The sequence below is a fragment of the Ekhidna lutea genome (assembly GCF_900188325.1).
Taxonomy (GTDB): domain Bacteria; phylum Bacteroidota; class Bacteroidia; order Cytophagales; family Cyclobacteriaceae; genus Ekhidna; species Ekhidna lutea.
In genome coordinates, this window is sequence record NZ_FZPD01000006.1 from 20,488 (window position 1) to 44,566 (window position 24,079).

At 40.8% G+C, this 24,079-nt stretch carries 13 protein-coding genes; 6 read left to right on the plus strand and 7 right to left on the minus strand.

Features of this window, described 5'->3' with window-relative positions:
- The 3 genes from CHB71_RS16670 to CHB71_RS16680 form a co-directional block, all read right to left on the minus strand.
- A complete protein-coding gene (locus CHB71_RS16670) occupies positions 1-2,325 on the minus strand; it encodes an alpha-amylase family glycosyl hydrolase (RefSeq protein ID WP_179213457.1) in 2,325 nt (774 codons plus the stop codon).
- Positions 2,300-4,714 (minus strand): glycoside hydrolase family 31 protein, encoded by a 2,415-nt coding sequence (locus CHB71_RS16675; protein ID WP_089358096.1) that lies wholly within the window; start codon positions 4,712-4,714, stop codon positions 2,300-2,302. Before CHB71_RS16675 ends, CHB71_RS16670 begins: the two co-directional genes overlap by 26 nt.
- A 133-nt stretch (positions 4,715-4,847) precedes the next feature.
- Positions 4,848-5,870 carry a LacI family DNA-binding transcriptional regulator gene (locus CHB71_RS16680; RefSeq protein ID WP_089358097.1) on the minus strand — a complete coding sequence of 341 codons (1,023 nt, stop codon included), beginning with the start codon at positions 5,868-5,870 and terminating at the stop codon, positions 4,848-4,850.
- 216 nt (positions 5,871-6,086) lie between these two features.
- Between CHB71_RS16680 and CHB71_RS16685 the strand changes: the two genes are divergently transcribed.
- The 6 genes from CHB71_RS16685 to CHB71_RS16710 all read left to right on the plus strand — a co-directional run bounded on the left by CHB71_RS16685 (position 6,087) and on the right by CHB71_RS16710 (position 18,072).
- Entirely contained in the window at positions 6,087-7,598 is a 1,512-nt protein-coding gene (locus tag CHB71_RS16685; RefSeq protein WP_089358098.1) for a cadherin repeat domain-containing protein, read from the plus strand.
- Between the two features lie 74 nt (positions 7,599-7,672).
- A complete protein-coding gene (locus CHB71_RS16690) occupies positions 7,673-10,378 on the plus strand; it encodes an alpha-amylase family glycosyl hydrolase (RefSeq protein WP_089358099.1) in 2,706 nt (901 codons plus the stop codon).
- 212 nt (positions 10,379-10,590) lie between these two features.
- Positions 10,591-13,626, plus strand: a complete 3,036-nt coding sequence (locus CHB71_RS16695; RefSeq protein WP_089358100.1) for a SusC/RagA family TonB-linked outer membrane protein — start codon at positions 10,591-10,593, stop codon at positions 13,624-13,626.
- 13 nt (positions 13,627-13,639) lie between these two features.
- Positions 13,640-15,256 carry a RagB/SusD family nutrient uptake outer membrane protein gene (locus CHB71_RS16700; protein WP_089358101.1) on the plus strand — a complete coding sequence of 539 codons (1,617 nt, stop codon included), beginning with the start codon at positions 13,640-13,642 and terminating at the stop codon, positions 15,254-15,256.
- A gap of 52 nt (positions 15,257-15,308) precedes the next feature.
- The gene (locus tag CHB71_RS16705; RefSeq protein ID WP_089358102.1) at positions 15,309-16,220 is read left to right on the plus strand and encodes an alpha/beta hydrolase; all 912 of its coding nucleotides are present in this window, start codon (positions 15,309-15,311) and stop codon (positions 16,218-16,220) included.
- 4 nt (positions 16,221-16,224) lie between these two features.
- On the plus strand, positions 16,225-18,072 hold the full coding sequence (locus tag CHB71_RS16710; RefSeq protein WP_089358103.1) for a glycoside hydrolase family 13 protein: 1,848 nt from the start codon (positions 16,225-16,227) through the stop codon (positions 18,070-18,072).
- 71 nt (positions 18,073-18,143) lie between these two features.
- On the opposite strand, the gene CHB71_RS16715 is transcribed toward CHB71_RS16710, so the two are convergent.
- The 4 genes from CHB71_RS16715 to CHB71_RS16730 form a co-directional block, all read right to left on the minus strand.
- Entirely contained in the window at positions 18,144-19,196 is a 1,053-nt protein-coding gene (locus CHB71_RS16715) for a hypothetical protein (protein ID WP_089358104.1), read from the minus strand.
- A gap of 307 nt (positions 19,197-19,503) precedes the next feature.
- On the minus strand, positions 19,504-20,883 hold the full coding sequence (locus tag CHB71_RS16720; RefSeq protein ID WP_089358105.1) for a sugar porter family MFS transporter: 1,380 nt from the start codon (positions 20,881-20,883) through the stop codon (positions 19,504-19,506).
- Between the two features lie 7 nt (positions 20,884-20,890).
- The gene (gene bglX / locus CHB71_RS16725) at positions 20,891-23,173 is read right to left on the minus strand and encodes a beta-glucosidase BglX (RefSeq protein ID WP_089358106.1); all 2,283 of its coding nucleotides are present in this window, start codon (positions 23,171-23,173) and stop codon (positions 20,891-20,893) included.
- 22 nt (positions 23,174-23,195) lie between these two features.
- The gene (locus CHB71_RS16730) at positions 23,196-24,077 is read right to left on the minus strand and encodes a glycoside hydrolase family 17 protein (protein WP_089358107.1); all 882 of its coding nucleotides are present in this window, start codon (positions 24,075-24,077) and stop codon (positions 23,196-23,198) included.
- Between the last annotated feature and the right edge of the window lie 2 nt (positions 24,078-24,079).

Sequence of the window (24,079 nt, forward strand, 5' to 3'; positions counted from 1 at the left end):
TTAGTTATAAGTAATCATTTCAAATGAGTTCGGAGGTAGACTTAGCATTTCTCCGTCTAGTGTGCCGAAGAAATTGGTTCTTCCATTCATTGGCACTTCAATTTCAAGGAGTCGATCGCTTGTGTTGAACACTGAAATAACCTGATTATCAAAATACTTCCTGGACAGAACCAGATAGTCAGCTCCTGCTTCCACAATCTCCGTATCACCGTAAATCAATGCCAGGTTATTCTTTCTAATCGCGATCATTTTCTTAGTTCGGTTCCGTGTTGCCAACTGATGCTTATCCAGGTTTTCAAATTGCATCTGACGCCTGTTGTCTGGATCGTTACCTCCCACAGAGCCGTATTCATCTCCGTAGTAAATACACGGAATCCCCGGTATGCTCATCATGTATGCTGTCAATGCAGAAAGCTTTCTGTAAGCCAGCGTATCCTGCATGGTTATTTCTCGGTTCCAGCCTGCATACTTGGTATCCTCACTAAATTCCAATGATCCGTCCGCATATGAAATGAAGCGTGGACGATCCTGATTGCCGGTGATATATCCCATCAGGTTATGATCGCCGTAGTATTTGATGCTTTCTCTTAGGGAGTTGGACAGATCCTGCAAAGAACCGGCTCCAGCAAAAGCAGAAACCGCCCGATCGTACATGTTGAAGTCAAATTGCGCATCCAGCATCCCAGTGGAGATGTAGCTTTTTATTAGTTCATGGCTACCATACGTTTCTCCAATTTGAAAAACCGGCTGGCTTGTCTCAGCGACCACCTGCTGTTTGATCTTTTTAGTCAGCACTCTCCAGAAAATCTCAGGAATGTGCTTGGTGGCATCATGCCTGAATCCATCGATTCCGTATTCCTTGAGCCAGAAAATCGCTGAGTCGGTCATCGGGTCGACTGTTTCCATTCTGGAAAGATCCAGCGTAGGCATAAACGTATCGAACCAGGTTGTCAATCGGTGATCGTCCCATCGTTCTGTATTTAATGACCCATCCGGCAGGTAAAGATTGGTTGCCCAGTCCGGGTTTTCCTGATAAATCGGATGCTGCTCATGCACATGGTTGGCCACATAATCGAGGAGTACGTTCATGTTAGCTTCATGCGCGGTGTTTACCAGTGACTGAAACTCGTCACTTGTGCCAAAACGATAGTCTACTCGTACATTAGATATTGGCCAGTAGCCGTGGTAGGCTGAAAAACTGGTCTCAGGTTCCGGATACTTGCCAAATGCTCCTTCCGGATTTTGAGTGATTGGAGATAACCAGATTGTATTGGTGCCCAAATCCTGAAAATAGCCTTCCTTAATTTTTTGAGTGATTCCTGCTAAATCCCCTCCGAAATAGTCTGCTTTTGGATGTACTTCAGGAATATTAAGTGGTTTATCATTCGCTGGATTCCCATTATTAAACCGATCAACCATTAGGAAGTACATGACCATCGATTCATAGTCATTTCGATCAAGCTGATCAGGTGAAGTTACCACTTTGCCAAAGTCTAGCGGCACTAGCACATCATTACTCACCCCTTCCTCATTATATGCCCAAAGTCTAAGCTTAGATCGTTTAACGCTCTTCGCATTATTCGGTAAAACAATCAAAAATTCATTGTCATTAAACCGAATAAATTCATCTGGTATCAACGTGTTTTCCCAGTACGCATAGATGTCTGTAACCGGATTATTTGTCTTAAAAAAGATGGAGTTAGAAGTGAATCTGTCTGTTGAAATGGTTGGAATCTCATCAGGATTTGGACCTGCTATTCGAATCACAGAATTCCATCCTCCCATGCCATTGGAGATAGAATCGGGATTCTGTGGATCACGAATTTCTTTTCCATCAATAACATAGAGGTATTGGTATGTACCAGGAGATAAAAGCTCATAAGTAGAAAAGGCATTACCATTTTTCTCAAGCACAGTATTATTTGGGTTCCAGGCATTAAACTCCCCTTTAATTTTCACTTTCTTTTCATCGCCTTTAGGTTGATATAGGAAAGAGTACATGGTCTTCTTGGTTCGCCTTAGCAAAACACTTTCACCGATCCCCTGAGACCAGAAAGTAAGATTGTAAAGGTCTTGCTTTGGTCTTCCACTGATTATCAAAACGGAGTTATCTATTTCCAGATGGAATGGGCCATCGGTAGTGACAGAATCCAACCGTGTTGGTTCTAATATATAGTCTTCCAATAAGACCTGTGTTGACTGAAGATCCAGCTGTATAGGAGTTGTAAGTCCAACGATGAGCGGCTCCTCCAGTGTTTCTACTTTCTTCTCAGGAGTACAACCAAAGAGAAATACTACACTACCAATTAAAAACCATTTCATCATTTGAGTATGCTGTTTCGATCGTAAATACATTTTCAGATTTTAGCTTGTCTCTTCGATCTTTTTCGAATGGATCGAAATTGGAAATGGGCTTAACATATGAATAGGTGGAATTCTTAACCTCACCATCTTTCCAATTCTTTAATTCCGCTTGAGTAAATCCATGAAGAATTAGTTTTAGCTTTTTGATTTTTGAGTTAAACCCACCCTCAGCTGTTCCGATTTTAATTGAATGCTGGCCTGGTTCATAGCTTAGAATTCTTCTGTGATACATTCCATCTGTGTTTTCGTACGTAGTGCCATCATCTTCATAATATTCCGTCTGAAAAGGTTTTTCTCCTTTATAGACATGCAACTCCAGACACTCACCTACATCTTTGGAATTGTGTGTTGTTTCGCAATAAACCGTGATGATAGAGGAAGCCTTCACAAATAAAGGCAGGTGCTCAAGCGCGTATTCTCTGATCATTTCTTTACCCCCATCTATTTTCTCATCGGTAAAAAACTCATACCAGTCTCCTTGAGGGAGGTAAACTTTCCCGAATCGCTGGTCACTTGCAAGCGGAGCTACCAAAATGCTGTCACCAAACAGGTATTGATTTTCAAAATCAGTTTCATAAATCTTCGCGTCATTCGTATAGTCAATGCACAAGCTTCTGGCTATGGGCGTACCATTTTCTGAAGCCTGAAGGAATGCATGATATATGTATGGCAAAAGTTTGTACCTAAGACGAATGTAATTCGCAGAAATTTCCTCTACTTCTTCGCCATAGGACCAGGGTTCAGAATCATGCGAATTGATCATAGAATGACCTCTAAAGAATGGCGAAAATGCTCCAACCTGGATCCATCTCGCAAAGAGGTTACTTTGACCATTTCCGGCAAATCCCCCAACATCATAACCTGAAAACGGAATACCTGAAAGTCCTAAGCTATTGACCATACGTACGCCTAAAAGCATATGTTCATCATTGGCAACATTGTCTCCAGTCCACAGGGCGCTGTACCGCTGTACACCTGCAAAGCCAGCTCTGGTTAGTACAAATGGGCGATCGCCATTCAAGTTTGAAGCCGCACTTTCGTATGCACTGCGTGCCATTTGCAAACCAAATATATTTCTGCCTTTTCTGGTTGTGCCGCCTTCTCCCTCGAAATCAAACTCAATATTTTCAGGTAGCATTTGCCCCCACGTTGCGATTTCGTTCATGTCGTTCCAAAAACCTTTAATACCAATGTCAGTATAGGTTTTCATCATATCTTTCCACCATTCTCTTGCTTCCGGCTTGGTGAAATCCGGGAAATGACACCAACCTGGCCATACTTCACCTTCGTAAAGGATACCATCTGAATATTTCAGAAATACATCTTTTTCCTTTCCGGTATCATAGGGCAAGTAATTCTCTTCTGTCTTGATACCTGGATCACAAATTACTACCACCTCAAAACCCATATCCTTCAGTTGGGAAATCATCTCCTCTGGATTCGGAAATCGTTCTTTGTCCCAGCTGAAAATTTTGTATTGATCCATGTAATGGATATCCAAAACGATCACATCAGCAGGAATATCTTTATCTCTAAATTTCTTTGCTACATCCAATACTTCAGTGTCCGGATAATAGCTGTATCTACACTGCTGGTAGCCAATACTCCACAGGGGTGGAAGATTCATTCGTCCTGTAAGCCATGTATAAGATTGGATGATTTCAGAAACTGAACCTGAGAAAAAATAGTAGTTCAAGTCGCCAGAATCGACAGAAAAGCTAGAAAAACGGTTATTGGAAGCCCCAAAATTGAAGTGGCTTTTGTAGGAATTATCCAGAAAAATACCATAGCTCAAATCGCTATGAATGCCAATATAAAATGGAATGGAAGCGTAAAGCGGATCTGCCTCAATATCGTATGCAAAGTGATCGGTATTCCAATTTTGATAGCCTTTACCCCTTCGATCCAGCGGGCCGGTTTTTTCACCAAGTCCGACAAATCGTTCTTCATCCTGAAGCTTTTTGTAGACTGTTTTTTGCTCACCTTGTGTTTGAATACCCAGCCCGGGTTCATCCTGGTTGATAGCCCTACCTTCTTTATTTAGAAAAGTAAATAAGACCGGTTTTTTATTGATCACCACATCAAATTTGGAAGAGGTTATTACAATTGCATCCTCATTTTCCTCTACATCAAAAACAACTTTTGATGGCCTCTGGATTACAGCATATTGGTTGACATCTTCGTTTTCACTTTTCTGGTGTACCCTGACCGTGCGATCATTATAAAAAGTCACATCATAAATGTGCTGATCTGTCTCAAGATTTAATCCATATTTTGAGATCGTATATGATCTGCAATTGCCTCCAATTTCGATGCGTTTATTTCGCTCACTTTTGGTGATATCCAACATATTTAAAGTCTTTCATTAACCTGGTGACCTGCTCAAATTAATGAATTTAATTAGAGGACTTTGCAGTGTTGATTCGAAAAAAATAACGCAAACGGTTGCGAAAGGGCCTGATTATGAACTTTTTGTAAAAAGCCTAGACTTTTTTTGAAGAATCACGAGCCAAAAGGTTGGTTGGGAGTTTTAGAGATTCGACAGAAACTTCCTCTTCTTCGGATTCGATTTGTTTGATTAAAAGCTCCGCTGCATGCTGCCCCATTTCAAAACCTGGTTGCTCAATTGTTGTAATTGACGGATTAGTCAATGCAGTAAACTGCCAATTGCTAAACCCAACCACACCAAAATCTTGTGGGACATTTTTGCCGTATTTCTGAGCCGCCTTGATGGCACCCATAGCGGCAAGATCGTTAGAGGCGAAAAGTGCATCCGGTTTTTTTGTTTTTAGCAACTCAAAAGCTGCAGCATATGCTTCCCCTTCATTTGAAGCCTGATCATAGATGATCAAATCTTCATCAACAGTTAAGCCCGCATCTTCATGTGCTTTTCTAAATCCTTCAAGCCTGGCATTTGTGATATCCAGATTCTTTGGTCCGGCCAAATGACCTATCCGCTTGTATCCTTGTTTGATTAAGTGTTCAGTTGCTTGCTGACCTCCAAGCAAATCATCTACTGTAACCTTACTTGTATTCAAGGTATCAGGAACCCTGTCAAAGAAAACGATAGGCAGACCTTTTTGCATCATCGCTTCAAAGTGTGTGTAATCAAAAGACTCCTTTGATAAGGAAACCAGAACACCATCTACCCTATTATTAAACAATGTCTGGATATTCATCATCTCTCTTGCCACAGATTCATTTGACTGTGTGATGATGACGTTGTACCCTTTGCTCTGTGCAATGTCTTCAATACCACTGATCACCGTTGAAAAAAAGAAGTGAACAATCTCAGGAACGATCACACCGATGGTATTGGATTTACTATATCTCAAACTCAGGGCGAGCGAGTTTGGCTGGTAGTTCAATTCTTCAGCAACACGCCTAACGGCTTTCTTGGTTTCTTCACTGATCTCAAAATGATCTTTCAAAGCACGCGATACCGTTGATGGTGATATACCCAATTCTCGGGCTATGTCTTTGATGGTTGTTGTCTGCCTTTTCATGGAAGAAATATAGCTAAATGATACAATTCATGTTCATAGGTTTTGTAAAAGTCTGAAACGCAAACGTTTGCATGAAAAAAAGTTCGTAAAAACTTAGCGAAAGTGTTGTTTGCAATTTCTGAATTCATAAAATTCGATAGGTGAGTGTTAAGAAATATTCAATTTTTTGACGTAATAACTCTAAAAAATTAACTTAAAATTTAACGTGAAATTAAGATGAAAAATGTACTAAAATCCCTGAGTTTTTTAATGGTTTTAGGGGGCCTGATTTTCATCTCATCGTGCGGTGACGATGATGGTGGTATTATTATAGATGATGATGGTGGAGGATCGTTTACGGTTGCTGATGGATTTTATATCGCAGGCGTTTCAGGATCAGATACAACAATAGCTAACGCATATCTTTTAGCTGATGCACAGGTCGAGGGTGACGGATTTGCACCAACACCACGTGACGAGCACAAGGCCAGCTATATCTACCTTTCATCAGGTAGTTACATTTTTGCTGAGGTTGATGAGCAAAATATTGTTAGTGTTGAAGGTGGCGCTTCTGCTGTTGTTGATTCCGTAGGAGCATGGGCTGAAGGCTACACTTATGTAGAAGTTGAGTCTAACGGTGCTTCCTTCTCAGTTTCTGAAGATGGGGTCTATCATGTCATATATGACGGACAAAATGATGAAGCATTTATTGTAAGAGTAAATTCATGGGGTGTCATAGGTGGAGCTGTTTATGAATCTGCGTGTGTGTCTAATGGCTTTAATGCAGATGTAGATTTAGAAACGGTTTCAGAATCTGCAGAAGGGTCTACCTGGTCTGGAACAGGAATAATTCTAAGAGATGATCAGTTCAAGTTTAGATATAACAATTCATGGACAATTGGTGAATACAAATCGTTTACTAATCTCGGAGAAAGTCTGACTGTAATGGTTCCTGGAGGTGCTAATATTCAAAATGCAGAAGATGGAATTTACGACATTACTCTAGCTATGGATGCTGATGGTGCTTTTTCAGCCACTTTAACTCGAACAGGAGATGCTGAAGAGTGTACCTTTGATCCTGATAATTTTCCATGGGGAATTATTGGATCTGGAACTCAGGGTACTGAAACAACTGCAGGTTGGGGAGACGATAAGGACCTTATCTATGTTGGACAAAACGAAGGTGTCGATACTTGGCTTGGAGTATTCCCGATCGCTGGTGGTACTGCTGATAATGAATTCAAATTCAGAACTGATGGTACTTGGGCAACCAAACTAATACCAAACTCAACAACATATACTGACAATACTGGCAACATTACCGATAATGCAGATAGCAATGGCGATGGAAGCTGGTTCCTTGCGGATGGAGCATCTGGGTTTATCTATGTTAAAATCACAACTTCTGACCAGGGTGGATCTTGGAACATTGAATTCAGTGATGCAGAGTTTCAGGTAATTGGAGAAGGAAGCCCTGTAGGCAACTGGGAAGCTGGAAATGGTATTGCAATGACTTATAATGATGATCTTGCTTCTGCCACTTTGGCTTCAGGAAGCTATACAACTGCAGGTTGGAAGATTTTCGTTAACCAAAGCTTTGATTACAATGTTGGTGGCTCTTTGGATGGCACCACTGCCTTGGAATTCAACAACAGTACATTCAATCTTGATGCGGCGGGTGATTATTCAGTGACCATTAGCACAGCTGATGGCGGAGTTACTTACACCGCTTCTGCTACGCAGAATTGATTTCTTATTCTTAAAAAATTTAAAGCTGCCCTATTATTTGGGCAGCTTTTTTTTGCTAATTTTTTTTAAAAGTCATGAAGTTTAATCTCACCATTATATGCTTTCTTCTATCATTATGTCTTTTTGGACAAACCAGCATTGATCCTCAAATAGAGCCAGAATTCTTTTCTGCGGATGAAGAAATCACTATCACCTATGACGTCACTGCAACATCACTTCAAAGCTTTCAAGAAGCCTGGATTTGGATGTGGGTGCCGGGGAAAGGAATTGACGCACCCTCCAATATTAATCCTGCCAGCTCTAATTCGTCAGCTACAAATCCTGCGAAATTTACTCGAAGTACGGGTAATTCTGGTGAAGTCTATTTTTCATTAACTCTAACGCCTACCGAATTTTTAAACACTTCAGCTGAAAACATTGAAAGCATCGGTATGCTTTTAAAAGGAAATGATTGGAGTGATGGTCAAACTACGGATTATATCGCGCAAATTAATGATGGGTTTTCCTTGGTTGTTGATAATCCGAGTGGAAATTATGGCTTTTATAATTCATCAGAATCATTAAGTATTGAAGCCAGAACCTCAGAAACGGCAACCATTGAGATATTTGTAGATGGTGGATTAATTGAATCCACCTCCAATGTTACAAGCTTAAGCACAACACACACAATCATTGATGATGGAAACGTTCATGAAATAAAAATTACTGCCACAAATGGAAGCGAAACACTAGTAAAAAATCATACTTATACAATCACACCTACTCCTTCCAGCGAAACTCTACCTCTTGAAACAAGAGATGGAATAAATTGCGGAGAAGACAACACAAGTGTCACCCTGGCACTTAGGGCTCCAAACAAAGAACATGTTTTTGTCATCGGAGATTTTAATGACTGGTCGCTTAGCAATGAGTACCTCATGAAAAAAGATGATGAGGTGTTTTGGTTAACCTTATCCGAATTAACTCCTGGAGAAGAATATCTTTTCCAATACCTTGTAGATGGTGAGTTAAAAATTGCTGATCCTTATGCAGAGAAAATTTCTTCTCAATTTGACGATGCAGAAATTATCTCTGATAATAGATATCCCAACTTGAAGCCATATCCAGGTAGTGAAACCAGTGAAGCAGCTTCTTTTTTGCGGACCAATAAGTCGGATTATGTCTGGGAACCATTTACAAGACCGCAAAAAGAGGACTTAGTTATCTATGAATTGCTGATTCGGGACTTTACAGAAGAAAGAACGTTTGAAGCAGTAATTAATCGCCTTGACTATTTGCAAGATCTGGGTGTAAACGCAATTGAATTGATGCCTGTGCAGGAATTCGAAGGCAATCTGAGCTGGGGCTATAATCCGGCTTTTATGTTTGCTGTTGATAAATATTACGGGACAGAATTAGATTTTAAAACCCTTGTAAATGAGGCACATAAAAGAGGAATAGCTATTATCCTGGATATTGTATTGAATCATCAGTTTGGAAGAAACTCCCTTGTCAGACTTTACAATGAAGGACTTTACGGAAACCCAACTTCTGAAAACCCCTGGTTTAACACGACCCCCAAACATGATTTCAATGTGGGCTATGATATGAATCATGAAAGTCAGTATACCAAAGACTATGTTGACCGGGTAGTCACCTATTGGCTGGAAGAATATAACATTGATGGCTATCGTTTTGATCTCTCCAAGGGATTTACTCAACGAAATTCACTTGGTAATGTAAGCTTGTGGGGGCAATATGATGCTTCCAGAATTGCCATCTGGAAACGAATAGCAGATGTAATTTGGGCTGAAGATCCATCAGCATACATTATTCTTGAGCATTTCGCTGAAAACAGAGAGGAAAAAGAATTATCTGAATATGGTATGATGCTATGGGGCAACATGAATCATACCTATATCAATGCTGCTAAAGGCAGTTCCGCATCATTGAGTCAAACCTACTATGTTGATCGCGGTTGGTCTGATCCACATTTGATTTCATATATGGAAAGTCATGATGAAGAACGTCTTATGTGGGAGGTTCAAAAATCCCATGGGCTGAACTATTCACTCGAACGCGCAAAACTTGCAACTGCCTTCTTTCTTACTGTTCCCGGTCCTAAACTGATTTGGCAGTTTGGGGAATTCGGGTATGATGAAGAATTGAATAATGATCGGTTAGGTATAAAACCGACACACTGGGAATATCTGGAAGAAGTCAACCGAAAGAAGCTATTCGATTTATACAAATCAATCATCAACTTAAAGGTTAAATCAGGTTATATAAACGAACAGTACTTCCATTGGAGTCCGTCCGGATTAGTTAAAACCATAAATATTGACCATCCGGAAGTATCTATTTACCTCATTGGTAATTTTGATGACGAGGCACAAACAAGCACTCACAAGTTTTCTAAACCCGGCACATGGTACGACTACTTTACGGGAGCATCATTCGAAGTGACTAATCCATCGGTTGAAGTAACACTTGGAGCGGGGGAATGGCATATTTTCACATCAGAACTTATTGAAAATTATATTGAAGATCAGGAAATAACCCTAAGTAGTCCTCAATCCCTGAATGAAATAATTTATCCAAACCCGACTGATAATGAGGTGAGAGTTAGTGGCACATGGAATCATTCAAATTACTACATCACCGATCAAACAGGAAGGGTTCTCTTTTCAGGGACACTTAAGGATCAAACTATTGATGTAAGTAACCTAAATTCTGGAATTTACTTCTTAACACTTGAAAATCAGGCGAGGAAATTAACTGAAACCATAGTAATTAGGTAATCCAACTAAGCTTTTTCTTGCCAGATATTTAAGCACCCAAAAGTGGGTTCTTAAAATCGTTATAATTCGCAAACGTTTGCGTAGAAAAATACACTAAAAAGCCCTGAAAATCATGGATTTACGTTCTGAAATTGGTAAAATTGAATAAGGAAAATTTTTCAATTCGGGTCATTTATTTGATTGATCCTGCCATTCAATTCTAAGTAAATCAAATGAAGAAAAAGAGGATTATAAGAGGACTTCAAAAGAGCTACAAGTGCCTTTTGATTCTCATGGTTTCGACCAGTGCATTTTTGGCCAGCGGACAACAGTCTACGGTTTCGGGAACAGTGACAGATGCAACCGATGGAATTTCATTGCCGGGTGTTACGGTACAAATCAAAGGTACGCAAAGAGGTGTTGCTACCGACATTGATGGGAAGTATTCTATTAATGTTTCACCTGGTGAAATTTTGGTGTTCACGTATGTTGGATATAAACCGCAGAGAATAGCTCCGGGGAATCGTACCATAATCGATGTGGGCTTACAGACTGATATTCAAGAACTATCTGAAATAGTGGTGGTCGGGTACGGCCAGGTAGAAAAAGGAGATGTAACTGGTGTTGTAAATAAAGTAGATGCAAAGGATTTTAATAGTGGCGTTCTCACATCTCCTGCCAATCTAATCGCCGGGAAAGTAGCTGGTGTTCAGGTTGTTACGAATGATGGAGCCCCAGGATCAGGTATATCTATCCGTATTAGGGGTGGTACATCACTGACTGCAGGAAATGAACCGCTTTATGTAGTAGATGGTGTTCCGTTGGATAATGACGGAGTAGCAGGAGTAAGAAATCCGTTAAACTTTATTAATCCAGCTGATATTGCTGATATAACCATTTTAAAGGATGCATCTTCAGCAGCAATTTATGGTTCACGAGGAGCAAATGGTGTAGTAATAATTACGACAAAAAAAGGTTCGCCTGGGAAACCAAAAATTTCTTACGATGGCAACTATACCATTGGCTTTAATGGTAAAGGAGTAGACATGTTAAATGCCGAAGAATTTGAATTCACTGTACGGCGGAAAGCTCCTAGATATAAGGATGATCTGGGTAGCTCTAATACTGACTGGTTTGACGAAATTACACAGGTCGCAAAAGGAATGAACCATAATTTAGGTGTTTCCTTCGGCAGCCAGACAAATTCCGGAAGGGTATCATTAAACTATCAGGATGTAAATGGACTATTGAAAACAGATAACCTAGAACGAATTTCCGGAGCTGTAAATTTTACGCAAAGTGCGTTGAATGATGACTTACAAATAGGAATCAGTACAAAACACAGTATTATCAATAATAGATTCGCTCCTAATGTAATAGGGTCGGCACTTGTTTTTGATCCAACTCAATCCGTATTTGCAGATGACCCCAGCACTGGCGGTTACTTTGAATGGTCTAGCGTATTGGCCCCCGCCAACCCAGTTGCACAAATAGCTCAAACATTTAACATTGGTAAAACCAAACGAAATCTGATTGGAGCTAATTTAAACTATAACCTACCACTCGAAGGATTGTCAGTAAAACTCAACTATGCTTATGATAATTCACGAGGAGAAAGCCAGGTTACAAGGCTTATCAATCCTAGTGCCGGAATTGTTCAAGGGAACTTCTCAACATTTGAAGACTCCAGAACGAGTGGGCTTTTTGAAGCATATCTTAATTACAATACCGAGCTTACCAATGGACGTCTGGACCTAACCGTAGGTTACTCATATCAGGATTTTCAGAGCGAAGTGGATCGATCGCTTTTCAAGCGTGATACAGTCTCTTTAAACACATTAGATATCCAAAATCCTGGTTCCTTCATTAGTAGTGCCAAACTTGATGAAATAAGGCCATTTCTAGATGAACCATTAATTTTTGAACTTGAAAACAGGCTCATATCATTTTGGGGTAGAGCAAACCTTTCATTGAAAGACAAGTACTTGATAACGGCGACATTGAGAAGAGACGGGAGTACTCGATTCGGCGAACGAAACAGATGGGGATTATTCCCATCGGTAGCGGTGGGTTGGAGAGTGATTGATGAACCTTTTGCAAGCGGATTAGAAAATGTAATGTCCAACCTTAAACTTCGATTAAGCTATGGAATTACAGGAAATGAAGAAATCGGAGATTATCTATATGTAAACCTATATCAGCAAAGTGATGACAGATCAGCCTACATATTTGGTCAAGATACGGTTAATACCTTCAGACCCAATTCCGTAGATCCAGATATTAAGTGGGAGGAAACAAGATCGCTAAATTTTGGAATTGATTATGGTTTTTTAGAAGGCAGAGTATACGGTTCAATTGATATATACAGAAAATTAACTACTGATTTATTATTCGATATCGCATTTCCAATCGGTACTTTGACTGGAGACAGGGCAGTGACCAACATTGGTGAAATGGAAAATAAAGGAATAGAATTCCTAATCAATACAATAGCAATAGATCGTGATGATTTACGATTGGATATTGGCTTTAATGCTGCGCTCAATAAGAATGAAATTCTAAAATTGGACAACTCGAATCTTCCTGATTTTCAAGGATATACTACCGGGGATATTTCAGGAAACGTAGGTGAGAGAATTCAAATATTAAAAGTAGGGTATCCCGTTAACTCATTTTTTGTATACGAACACAAAATGGGAGCTGATGGCAAGCCAATACCTGATGGAGTTGATGTCAACAATGATGGCTTAAGGAATGAACTTGATATGTACGTCGATCAAAATGAAGACGGCATTATCAATGATGATGACTTGCGACCGTATAAGAAACCTGCACCAGATGTAATTCTTGGATTAACTGGTAATCTGACTTATAAGAATTTCGATTTAGCTATGACACTTAGAGGTCAAATTGGTGGGTATACATATAATAATGTCCAGTCTCAATATGGAGCATTCCAAGGAGCGAATAATGCATTCTCCCCAAACAACATTCACACCTCAGCTTATGACAATGACTTCACAGACAGGCAGTTGCTTTCTGATATATATGTAGAAAATGCATCTTTTCTAAAACTGGATAATGTCACTTTAGGATACAACATAAACTCATTTGAAGCTATCAGTGCAAAAGCATTTGTTACCGCAACCAATCTACTAACCTTAACCGGATACTCTGGTGTAGACCCTGAAGCAGGAATAAATGGAATCGATAACAATCTCTACCCAAGAAGTAGAACAATTTTGATAGGTCTAAACATCAAGCTATAATCAACGAAATATCATGAAGAAGTTTTATTCAATAATTATTATTCTGTCATTCCTTTCGTGCACAGATCTTGATCTGGAGCCAAAAAACGGACTTGTAGAATCAGTAGCTTTTGAAAATTTTGAGGGATATCAATCGTATATCGCTAAGGTTTATGCTTCTCTGACTCTTACTGGGCAGCAAGGTGCTGCAGGTCAGCCTGACTTAACAATCATTAATGATGAGGGATTTTCCAGTTACCTGCGTGTATGGTGGAAAGCACAAGAGCTTACAACAGATGAAGCGATTATCGCATGGAATGACTCGGGAATTCGTGATCTTCATAATCATGCCTGGGGTGCGGACAATCAATTTGTAAGGGTTTTGTACTATAGAATTTTTTACACCATCTCGTTGGCAAACGATTTTATTAGAGTTGCTGAGGACTTACCTCCTGGTCTTTCATCAGATGAAATAGCTACCATTAATGAATACGTAGCTGAAGCTAGATTTATACGGGCTTTCTCCTATTGGCATGCACTCGATCACTTCAGAAACATTGCACTTATTACATCTATTACGGCTGAGCTTCCAACTCAGGTTGATCCTCAGGTTATATTTAATTTTATAGAAAGCGAACTGAATGACATAGAAGACCAGCTACTTCCTGCTGGCCAATCCAATCATGATTACGGTCGTGTGGACAGAGCAGCAGCATGGATGTTAAAGGCTAAACTCTATCTTAATGCAGAGGTTTATGTAGGGGCTGATCGTTATTCAGATTGTATAGAAGAACTAAATAAGGTCATAAGCTCAAATGTTTACAGTCTGGCAGCAAACTATCAGGAACTGTTTATGGGAGACAATCATCTCCGAACAGACGAAATAATATGGCCGATCGTACATGATGGACTTGTTTCACAAACCTGGGGTGGAACTACAACAATCATAAGAGGTGGTATTGGTGGAGCAATGTCCGATGATGAGAAAAACGGCTCTCCATCAGCAGATGAGGCAGAAAATGATTATGGAGTGCCAAGTGGATGGGCAGGTTACCGAACCACAAGTGCTTTAGTGAATAAATTTCCAGGTGCTGCTTCGGATCCGAACGGTAATAGTGCAGATGGTCGAGCAATTTTCTTTACAGAAGGACAATCGCTAGAGATAGCAGATGTAGGAGAGTTTACTCATGGCTGGGCCGTACCGAAATTCAATAATCTTGAAGCTTCCACAGGTCGAAGAGCGCCCGGAGTAGATCAGGTAAGTACCGATTATCCGGTATTTAGATTAGGAGAGGCATACTTGATGTTAGCTGAAGCTGAGTTACAAGAAAATGGAACCGTTAGCACAACAACTCTGGGATACCTGAACGATCTAAGGGTAAGAGCATATGGCGACAATAGCGGCAACATTGCTGCTGGTGATGTTACACTTGATTGGATCTTGGACGAGCGAGCTCGTGAGTTGTATTTGGAAGCAACAAGAAGAACGGATTTAATCAGACATGGGAAGTTTTCAGGTGGAGGTTATATCTGGCCATGGAAAGGTGGAGTGGCTGAAGGAATGGCTTCTCCTGGTCATTTGGATATTTTTCCAATCCCTTCATCAGATTTGATTGCTAATCCAAACTTGAAGCAAAACGACGGTTATTAAATAGTTAATTTAAAAAAGGAAAGAGCGACACTAGCTGTCGCTTTTTTTGTTTATGAGTAGTCGCATATCATATCTATTGGTCATCCTAGCCCTCATTTCATGCGGGGAATCTGGTACTTTGCTAAGATCACATGAGTTTCAGAGTGATTACATAGAAGATCGTACAATCCAGGTGTTGCTGCCTCCATCCTATCACTCGACCAACGAAAGCTACCCAGTGCTTTATATGCATGATGGACAAATGCTATTTGATTCCACCACTACCTGGAACGGACAGGAATGGGGGGTGGATGAAACAATGGCAAAGCTGTCAAAAGAAAACAAGATCAGGGAAGCAATTGTCGTAGCTATACCCAACGGAGGAACACTGCTGAGACACCCTGAATACTTCCCACAAAAACCATTTGAAAGTCTTCCAAAGAATGTTCAGGATTCTCTTTATCAACTGGATCGTGGGGATGGTATACTTCTTTTTGGAACAGAAGTTCAGTCTGACAACTATTTAAGGTTTATTACCGAAGAACTTAAACCATTTGTTGATTCGACGTATCGGACGTTACCTGATCGGTCGAATACTTTCATTGCCGGATCCAGCATGGGCGGACTAATTTCCATGTATGCGATTTGCGAATATCCTGATGTATTTGGAGGAGCGGCATGTCTAAGCACTCACTGGCCAGGTGTTTTTACGATTGAAAACAATCCCATCCCGGATGCCTTCTTCACCTATCTAAAAGAAAACGTACCGGACCCTGCGAATCATAAGCTATACTTTGATTATGGAACAGCCACTTTAGATGCCTTGTACGCATCATTTCAACCAGTCGCCGACTCTATAATATTAGAAGCAGGGAATGATTCCAATACCTTCAAAACAATGAAATTTGAAGGCGATGCACATGATGAAAATGCCTGGAAAAATCGTCTGCATATCCCCTTAATATTTTTATTATCAAAAGATTGATACCATGAAAAAACTGCCGTTCATTCTTCTTTTCACTTCATTTCATTTATTCGCTCAAGAGATCGAACACATCGATCCTCCCTTCTGGTGGACAGAAATGCCAACAGAAGAGTTGCAGATTATGCTACATGGTGAAGAGATTGGCGATTTGGAACCATCTTTGGAATATGCCGGGGTAAGTCTTGAATCCATTGAAAAATTGCCAAATAGAAACTACCTGGTCCTTAACCTTAAGATAGCTAAGCAAACCAAACCTGGAACATTCAAAATAGCTCTCAAAAATGGAAAAAGTACCCAATTGGCAATCGACTATGAGCTTAAATCCAGAACATTAGATTCTAATCGTAACATGGGTTTTGATGCCAGTGACGTCATCTACCTTTTAATGCCTGATAGATTCGCCAACGGTGATCCATCCAACGATACGATAGAGGGAATGTTTGAAGCCGCAGACCGAAGCAATCCAAATGGCAGACATGGCGGAGACATCAAAGGGGTTTTAGATAATCTTGACTACATCAAAGATCTGGGGATGACTGCCGTATGGCTCACTCCTACTTTCGAAAATGACATGAAGCCCTCTTATGGGGCTTATCATGGCTATGCAGCCACCGATTTATACAAAGTGGATCGTCGGTTTGGATCGAATGAGGAGTTTAAGGCTTTTGTAGAAAAGTGTCACGGCATGGATATGAAAGTGATCATGGACATGATCCACAACCATGTGGGCGATCAACATTGGTGGATGAAGGATCTACCATCTGATGACTGGTTTCATGATATAGAAGAATATGGCACCACTAATTTCAGAGGTGAAGTACAGTCTGATCCCTATGCTTCCCAATACGATCTGGATAAACTCCAAAAAGGTTGGTTTGTAGCCGAAATGCCAGACCTCAATCAACGTAACCCTATTCTAGCTAAATACCTCATTCAAAACTCTATCTGGTGGATTGAATATTCCGGCGTGGATGGCATTCGAATGGATACGTATGTGTACCCCTATAAGGACTACCTGGCGGACTGGGTATCAGAGGTAATGACCTCCTACCCCAATTTCAACATTGTAGGTGAAGCCTGGGTAGAAAAGGTCGGTCATGAAGCATACTGGCAAGAAGATATGGAAGGGCAGGATGATGGTTATGATTCGCAATTACCAAGTGTGACCGATTTCCAGATCATGTTTGCTCTGGATCAGGCGTTAACTGAAGATTTTGGATGGAAAAATGGCTTGTCTAAGCTTTATTATGCGATTTCTCAAGATCGGTTGTATTCAGATCCGATGAAGAATGTAGTGTTCATCGACAACCATGATACGGAGCGATTTTTCACTAAAATGGGCGAAGATCCTGATCTTTTTAAAATGGGATATGCCTACCTGATGACAATCCGTGGTATCCCGCAAGTCTATTATGGCATAGAGCTGATGCTGGCCAATGATCCTGTAAGCGGAGACGGAAGAAAACGTGCCGATATGATTGGTGGATGGCCGGAGGATAAGCGCTCAGTATTTACACGAGAAGGCAGGACAAAAAAAGAAAACGAGGCTTTTGACTATGTGAAAAAGCTAACCAACTGGCGAAAAGGTGCTGAAGCAATTCACAAAGGAAAACTCACTCATTTCATTCCTGAAAACAATACGTATGTGTATTTCAGACACACAGAAGATGAAGCTGTCATGGTGGTAATGAATCAAAATGAGAAAGAGGTAGAAATGAACAGGGATCGCTTCGCAGAAATCCTGAATGACTACAAAAAGGGGTTGAATGTGGGCGATGGATCCACGATTGATGTGACAACCAATTTTAAGGTTGGCCCAAAACAAACGGCTATTTTTGAGTTGAAGAAGTAATCCGATTTTGATATAATAAATAGTGCCAAGTAACATTACCTTGGCACTATTATTTGTATTAAAATCTTTGATTATGGAAAGATTGTTCTCTCATATTCATGTAAAACCTGCCCATTTCTGACAGCCTGAAGAACAATAGTGTTGTATGCGTGCCCAGGATTGCTCCATAAAGTAATGTTAGTATTTTTTGTGCTTTCTCCTGAGTGAGTATGAACAAATTGATATTGAGCCTGTCCATAAAGTGTGTATTTAATTCTGACGTCATATTCTGGTACGTTTCCATTTGCACTACTTGTAATTGTTACATTTTCTCCCAATTGTGGATACCCATCATTTAATGTTATATCTATGACAGGAGCAGGAAAAAGAGTTTTAGGAATCTCTTCCAAAAGTGCCCCCTGTATATCCAGAATTTGAATTACCACATCTGAATAGGCTAATCCAGGGCTTGAATAAAGGTTAATATTGCTGACTTTATTTGATCCGTTATAGCCACTATTGTTTGTATGAACAAACTGGTACTGAAATTGGCCATTCAATGTATACTTTAATCTTACTTGATAGTTGAATAAATCTCGTCCGTTACCCATTACAGGAATACTTTTCAAATCTACCACTTCACCAACTTGCCAATAACCATCATTAGAGGTGACATCCGCAACGTTTTCTACTTTATTTGATCCGTACTCAGTAAGATCAAATGGTGCAGTAGTATATGTATTTTGTCCCCTAACAACAGAAACCTTAAAACGAAAATTATTTCCATACCTTGGTACCTTATCAGTTACAAGAAAAAAATGTTGTCGATTTTCAGATAATCTAACCTCACCGATATTAATTCTTCCATGATGAATATTTCCCTTATAAAGATCAAAATACATAACCGTTATACCTCCACAGACTCCAGTACCCGGTGCACATGTAAGCTTATATCTAAACGAAAATCTATTTTCTCCATAGCCGGTTATTGGATTAAAATAAATTTCACTTAAATTATATTTTCCATTGCTATTTATTGGCTGTGGAATTGAGACTTCCTGATCTATTTTATCAGGTTTTATATGTTCTTCTTGACATGAAAACGCTAAAAAAGCTAACAAAAAAAGTTTTCCTATTTTTTTCATAATTAACTACTTAATGATTGTGTGATCTTTCAAAAGTAGTTTTTTTTAAAACAAATGGCAGACGAACACAGAAACTGTAAGGATCGGAACCCTCGGGTCTAGCTACCACCAAAATGGAAACAGAGTTTTAATGATACCCTTAGCTGCTCACTCTAGTAAGATTTCCGAGTGCTGGTCACGGTCTCCGAATGACTAGTGATCATTCACAGGCTTCCATACTACCTTTGTTGATAAGTACTGGGAGGTTCAGATTGGGAGGCTGTTAATTTCTTCTGCGACTCATAAACCCCTACTTCACCATAACGGATCATCTCTTCATCCAAAAATCCTCAACCTCCTCTAAAGACTTCCCTTTCGTTTCAGGTATGAACCTATAGGTAAGCACCAATGTGATCAATATGAATCCGATGAAGATGAAATAGGGTAACGACTGATTCCAAAAGGGTCCCTGATTGGCATCACTCTCCACAATCAACGGGAAAGACTGTGAAACGACATAATTCATACCCCACTGAGCGGCTACTGCTACTGACATAGCCAATGATCTGATTCGGTTAGGAAACATCTCTGAAAGCAACACCCAGACAACAGGGCCCATTGACAAGGCAAAAGAACCTATGAATACCAGTATACCAACTAAGGATACAAGTCCAACCTGACCATTCATCAAAGTGATGCCCAGCATTAAGAATCCGATAGTCATTCCGATACATCCTAGATAAATCAGCGGTTTTCGTCCGAACTTATCTACGGTTCCCATGGCGATAAATGTGCATAATAAGTTTACTCCTGCCAACAAAAGTTGCTGCTTTAGCACATCCTCTTGCCCGAATCCAAGTGCCTTTTCAAAAATATCTGCGCCGTAGTAAAGCACTGCGTTGATTCCTGTCAGCTGCTGTAATGCTGAAAGTGCAGATCCAATCAGTACAATAGGTAGAATTCCTTTGGCGAATAATTCACCGATAGTTGGCTTGTCTGTTTTATCGATAGAAAGGCATATTTCGCTAAACTCTTTTTCCGCCATTGATTCCCCATGCAACTGGGCCAGAATCATTTTAGCCTCCTCATCTCGTCCTTTTAGGATCAACCAGCGAGGACTCTTAGGCACCACAAACAACAGGAATAAAAATATCAGACAAGGAATAAGCTCTGACCAGAACATCAGTCGCCATCCCTGATTCAGATTGTATTCATAGTCTCCGGAATTTCCAATGGCATATGTGGCCAGAAATACCACGAAGAAACCAACTACAATGGCCAGTTGGTAATAGGTCACCATCTTTCCCCGAATGGCCGCAGGCGAAAGCTCGGCGATGTAGGTAGGTGCATTCATGGAAGCGATCCCGATACCTAATCCACCCAGTATTCGAAAAAACACTAATAATGGAATGGATTGAGGTAAAAAGGATGGGAGCCCGGATCCCCAGGCTGAAATGGTAAACAGAACGGCGGATAAAATCAAAGAATTTTTTCGTCCATAGGCTTTGCTAATCAATCCGGAGAATAGTGCTCCAACAAAACAGCCAACCAGGGCACTACTAACGACCCACCCCTTCATCATGGCATCCAGTTCGAAGTATTTACTGAAGTAAAACTGGGTCCCGTTTATCACTCCTGTATCGTATCCAAAAAGGAGTCCTCCAAGTGAACACACAACAGTGATTAGAAGTAGGTTTTGCTTTTTCATAGGTTGATTAGTTGAGGGTGATGGATTGGGTGTTCAGATCTCTGGAATTAGATCCTACAGAGATACGAAATTCTCCGGGTTCAAATACGAGTTCTCCCATTTCATTATAAAATGAAAGTTCATCTTTTGATAGCATGAATTTAATTGCCTTGGTCTCTCCTGCGGCGAACCATACTTTTTCAAACCCTTTCAGCTCCTTGATTGGTCGAACCAGAGATGCAGCCACATCTTGTATGTATAGTTGAACAACTTCTTCACCATCCATATCTCCACTATTGGTCACATCTACAGAAATGCTGATCGATTCTTCCTCTTTTGAAACCTTGAAGTTTTCGTAATTAAATGAGGTATAGCTTAGACCGTATCCAAATGGGAACAATGCATCATTTGGCCCATCGGTGTAATGCGTCCAAAAAACATTTTCCGCTCGGTTAATGGGTCGGCCGGTACTTTTCTGACTGTAATAGAGAGGCTCTTGCCCAGTATGGTACGGAAATGAAACGGGCAACTTTCCGGAGGGGTTGTAGTCTCCAAAAAGCACATCGGCTATTGCATTTCCGGCCTCTGAGCCTCCAAACCAGGCTTCAAGAATAGCATTGGCATCCGCTGCTATTTCAGGAATGGCTACCGGACGTCCGGTCATCAGCACTACAACAATGTTATCATTCACTTTCTTAAGTTCATTAAGCAAGTCGATCTGACTGCCTTTTAATCCCACATCTATTTGGCTTCTACCCTCTCCTGACTGGTAGCAATCCTCTCCCATGGCTAAAACCACCACATCACTGCTTTTGGCAAGATTGACAGCCTCCGTAAATCCGCTTTTATCTTCTTCTACTATTGTAAGCTCTCTTCCAAAACTTCGATGACCGGTGGTCAATGTGTATCCTTTCGCAAACGCTACTTTAGTGTCTTTTGTAACCGCTCCTTTAATGCCTTCAAGCAATGAAACTGCCGAGTTAGGAACGGCCTGAGCCCTCCAGCTTCCCAGCGGGATGTCTTTGTGAGCGGCCAACTGACCAATGACAGCTATCGAGTTAATTTCCTTTTGCAGTGGAAGAATGCTCGATTCATTTTTTAATAGCACGATTGACTTACGAGCCGCATCTCTTGCTGCTGCTAAACTCTCAGCTGAAAGCAGTTCCTCTTTCTCACGTTGTGCATCTGAATACCGATATGGATCATCAAAAAGGCCCAGCTTAAACTTGAGCTTCAATATTCTTCGTACTGCATCGTCCAACAAATCTTCACTAACCTCTCCCTGCTGGATTTTCTCTTTTAATCCTTTCTCATATACTCTTCCTTCCATATCCATGTCACTACCGGCAATCATAGCCATGGCAGCAGCCTGGGCTGTATCTTTTGCATATCCATGAAAAATCATCTCCGGTATAGAGCCCCAGTCTGAAACCATCATACCATCGTAATTCCATTCACCCTTTAGAATGTCACGCTGAAGAAATTCATTTCCGGTTGCTGGCACTCCATTTAGATCATTAAAGCCATTCATAAAGGTTGCTACGCCTGCATCACTGGCAGCTTTAAAAGGTGGAAGTATTACATTGTAAAGTGTCTGCATCGAAACCTCCACCGTGTTGTAATCCCTCCCAGCTTCAGCAAATCCATAACCAGCAAAGTGCTTAGCACAAGCTGCAATGGTAGTTGGAGACGATAAATCATCTCCCTGATACCCTTCCACCCAGGCCTTTGCCATAATGGAAGCTAAGTATGGATCTTCACCCGGGCTTTCCATGATTCTTCCCCATCGAGCATCTCTACTGATATCGATCATCGGTGCAAAGGTCCAGTGCAAACCGGCTGCAGAGGCTTCCCTGGCAGCTACTTCCGATCCTAATCGTGCCACTTCAGGATCCCATGAGGCAGCTTGAGCCAAGGGAACGGGTAGCATGGTTTTATATCCATGAATTACATCATAGGCGAATACCATAGGGATGCCTAATCGACTGTTGTTTACGGCAAGCTCCTGAGTTCTGCGAATCTCATCTGCTGTTAGCACATTCAACATCGCTCCAACCTGACCATTTTTTATTTTTTCTGCTTTCCACTGATTATCACCAGACACAGGACCGGTAAATTCCCATGTACCATTGTACATAATCGTCTGACCGATTTTCTCATCAATGGTCATCAATGTCAGAAGATTGTCCACTTTTTGATCCATGCCTCCCTCGGCAGTAGCTGACTGCCCCTGATCATCGCAGGAGCTATTGAAAGCTAAAATGAAACAGATAGCAATGCTTTTGATTGGGTTAAGTAGTGAATTCTTCATGACATTTATTCGTTAAATCGAACTAGAATTTTGGTTGTTCATTCTTATCCCAGATGCCCCAAAAAGCCCCTACATCTCCTTCATCTCCGGTCTTCCACGACTCATCAAAAGAGGAGAAATAGAAGATTTCTATGTCTTCCTGCTTGGACCAAAGCTGCGTATTTATGAAGTATTTCATCGCATTGTCATGTGAGGGGACTGATCCGTGAAATACCTGCCCCTGATCCGGCCATCCGGTTTCAGTGATGATCACACGCTTGCCCTGGCCGGCCATCATTGCCCGTCTGAACATATCTTTCATATACAGCAACGAATACTCTAATGCACAGCCTTCCCAATAAGGATAGCAATTAGCCAAAATCACATCGCATGCTTCCGTAATACGCGGTTTGAAACCAAACTCATAATAGGCATCCACATACCCAACAGGGATGTCCGGGATTGCTTCTTTTACTCGGTAGATATATTCAAGCAGTTCCTCCTCAGTCAGATCTTTTCGATACAATACCTCATTTCCCACTGCAACGATATCCGCATAACCGGCTTTAGCCACTTCTATTACCCCTTCAATTTCCTTTTCGTTGATTTCATTGTCCGTACCCAGCCATGCCCCTACCAGGGTTTGCAGTCCATTTTCTTTGGCGATCCTCGGAATCATTTCATTGCCTTCTGTACACGAAAATGATCGAACCCAATTCGTATAGGGTTTGATAATCTCCATCCGTCTTCGGATTTGTGCTTCACTCAATTGATCTCCTGGCTCTTGCCCCTCTTCGTAAGGACTGAAGCACAATCCATGCATACCATCGTTCAGTAGCTTATTGTAAAGCTCTGATAACTCTTCAGTTGTTTTACCGCTTAAGTCTTCTCCCGCTAAGGATAATATTTCGTAGCGTGCTCCCATAT

What these genes read in the sequence shown, in the direction of transcription:
- CHB71_RS16720 (WP_089358105.1), bottom strand. Translation starts at nt 20,883, where the DNA reads ATGAAAAAGCAAAACCTACTTCTAATCACTGTTGTGTGTTCACTTGGA.
- CHB71_RS16675 (WP_089358096.1), bottom strand. Translation starts at nt 4,714, where the DNA reads ATGTTGGATATCACCAAAAGTGAGCGAAATAAACGCATCGAAATTGGA.
- CHB71_RS16680 (WP_089358097.1), bottom strand. Translation starts at nt 5,870, where the DNA reads ATGAAAAGGCAGACAACAACCATCAAAGACATAGCCCGAGAATTGGGT.
- CHB71_RS16715 (WP_089358104.1), bottom strand. Translation starts at nt 19,196, where the DNA reads ATGAAAAAAATAGGAAAACTTTTTTTGTTAGCTTTTTTAGCGTTTTCA.
- bglX (WP_089358106.1), bottom strand. Translation starts at nt 23,173, where the DNA reads ATGAAGAATTCACTACTTAACCCAATCAAAAGCATTGCTATCTGTTTC.
- CHB71_RS16690 (WP_089358099.1), top strand. Translation starts at nt 7,673, where the DNA reads ATGAAGTTTAATCTCACCATTATATGCTTTCTTCTATCATTATGTCTT.
- CHB71_RS16705 (WP_089358102.1), top strand. Translation starts at nt 15,309, where the DNA reads ATGAGTAGTCGCATATCATATCTATTGGTCATCCTAGCCCTCATTTCA.
- CHB71_RS16695 (WP_089358100.1), top strand. Translation starts at nt 10,591, where the DNA reads ATGAAGAAAAAGAGGATTATAAGAGGACTTCAAAAGAGCTACAAGTGC.
- CHB71_RS16730 (WP_089358107.1), bottom strand. Translation starts at nt 24,077, where the DNA reads ATGGGAGCACGCTACGAAATATTATCCTTAGCGGGAGAAGACTTAAGC.
- CHB71_RS16710 (WP_089358103.1), top strand. Translation starts at nt 16,225, where the DNA reads ATGAAAAAACTGCCGTTCATTCTTCTTTTCACTTCATTTCATTTATTC.
- CHB71_RS16685 (WP_089358098.1), top strand. Translation starts at nt 6,087, where the DNA reads ATGAAAAATGTACTAAAATCCCTGAGTTTTTTAATGGTTTTAGGGGGC.
- CHB71_RS16670 (WP_179213457.1), bottom strand. Translation starts at nt 2,325, where the DNA reads ATGATGAAATGGTTTTTAATTGGTAGTGTAGTATTTCTCTTTGGTTGT.
- CHB71_RS16700 (WP_089358101.1), top strand. Translation starts at nt 13,640, where the DNA reads ATGAAGAAGTTTTATTCAATAATTATTATTCTGTCATTCCTTTCGTGC.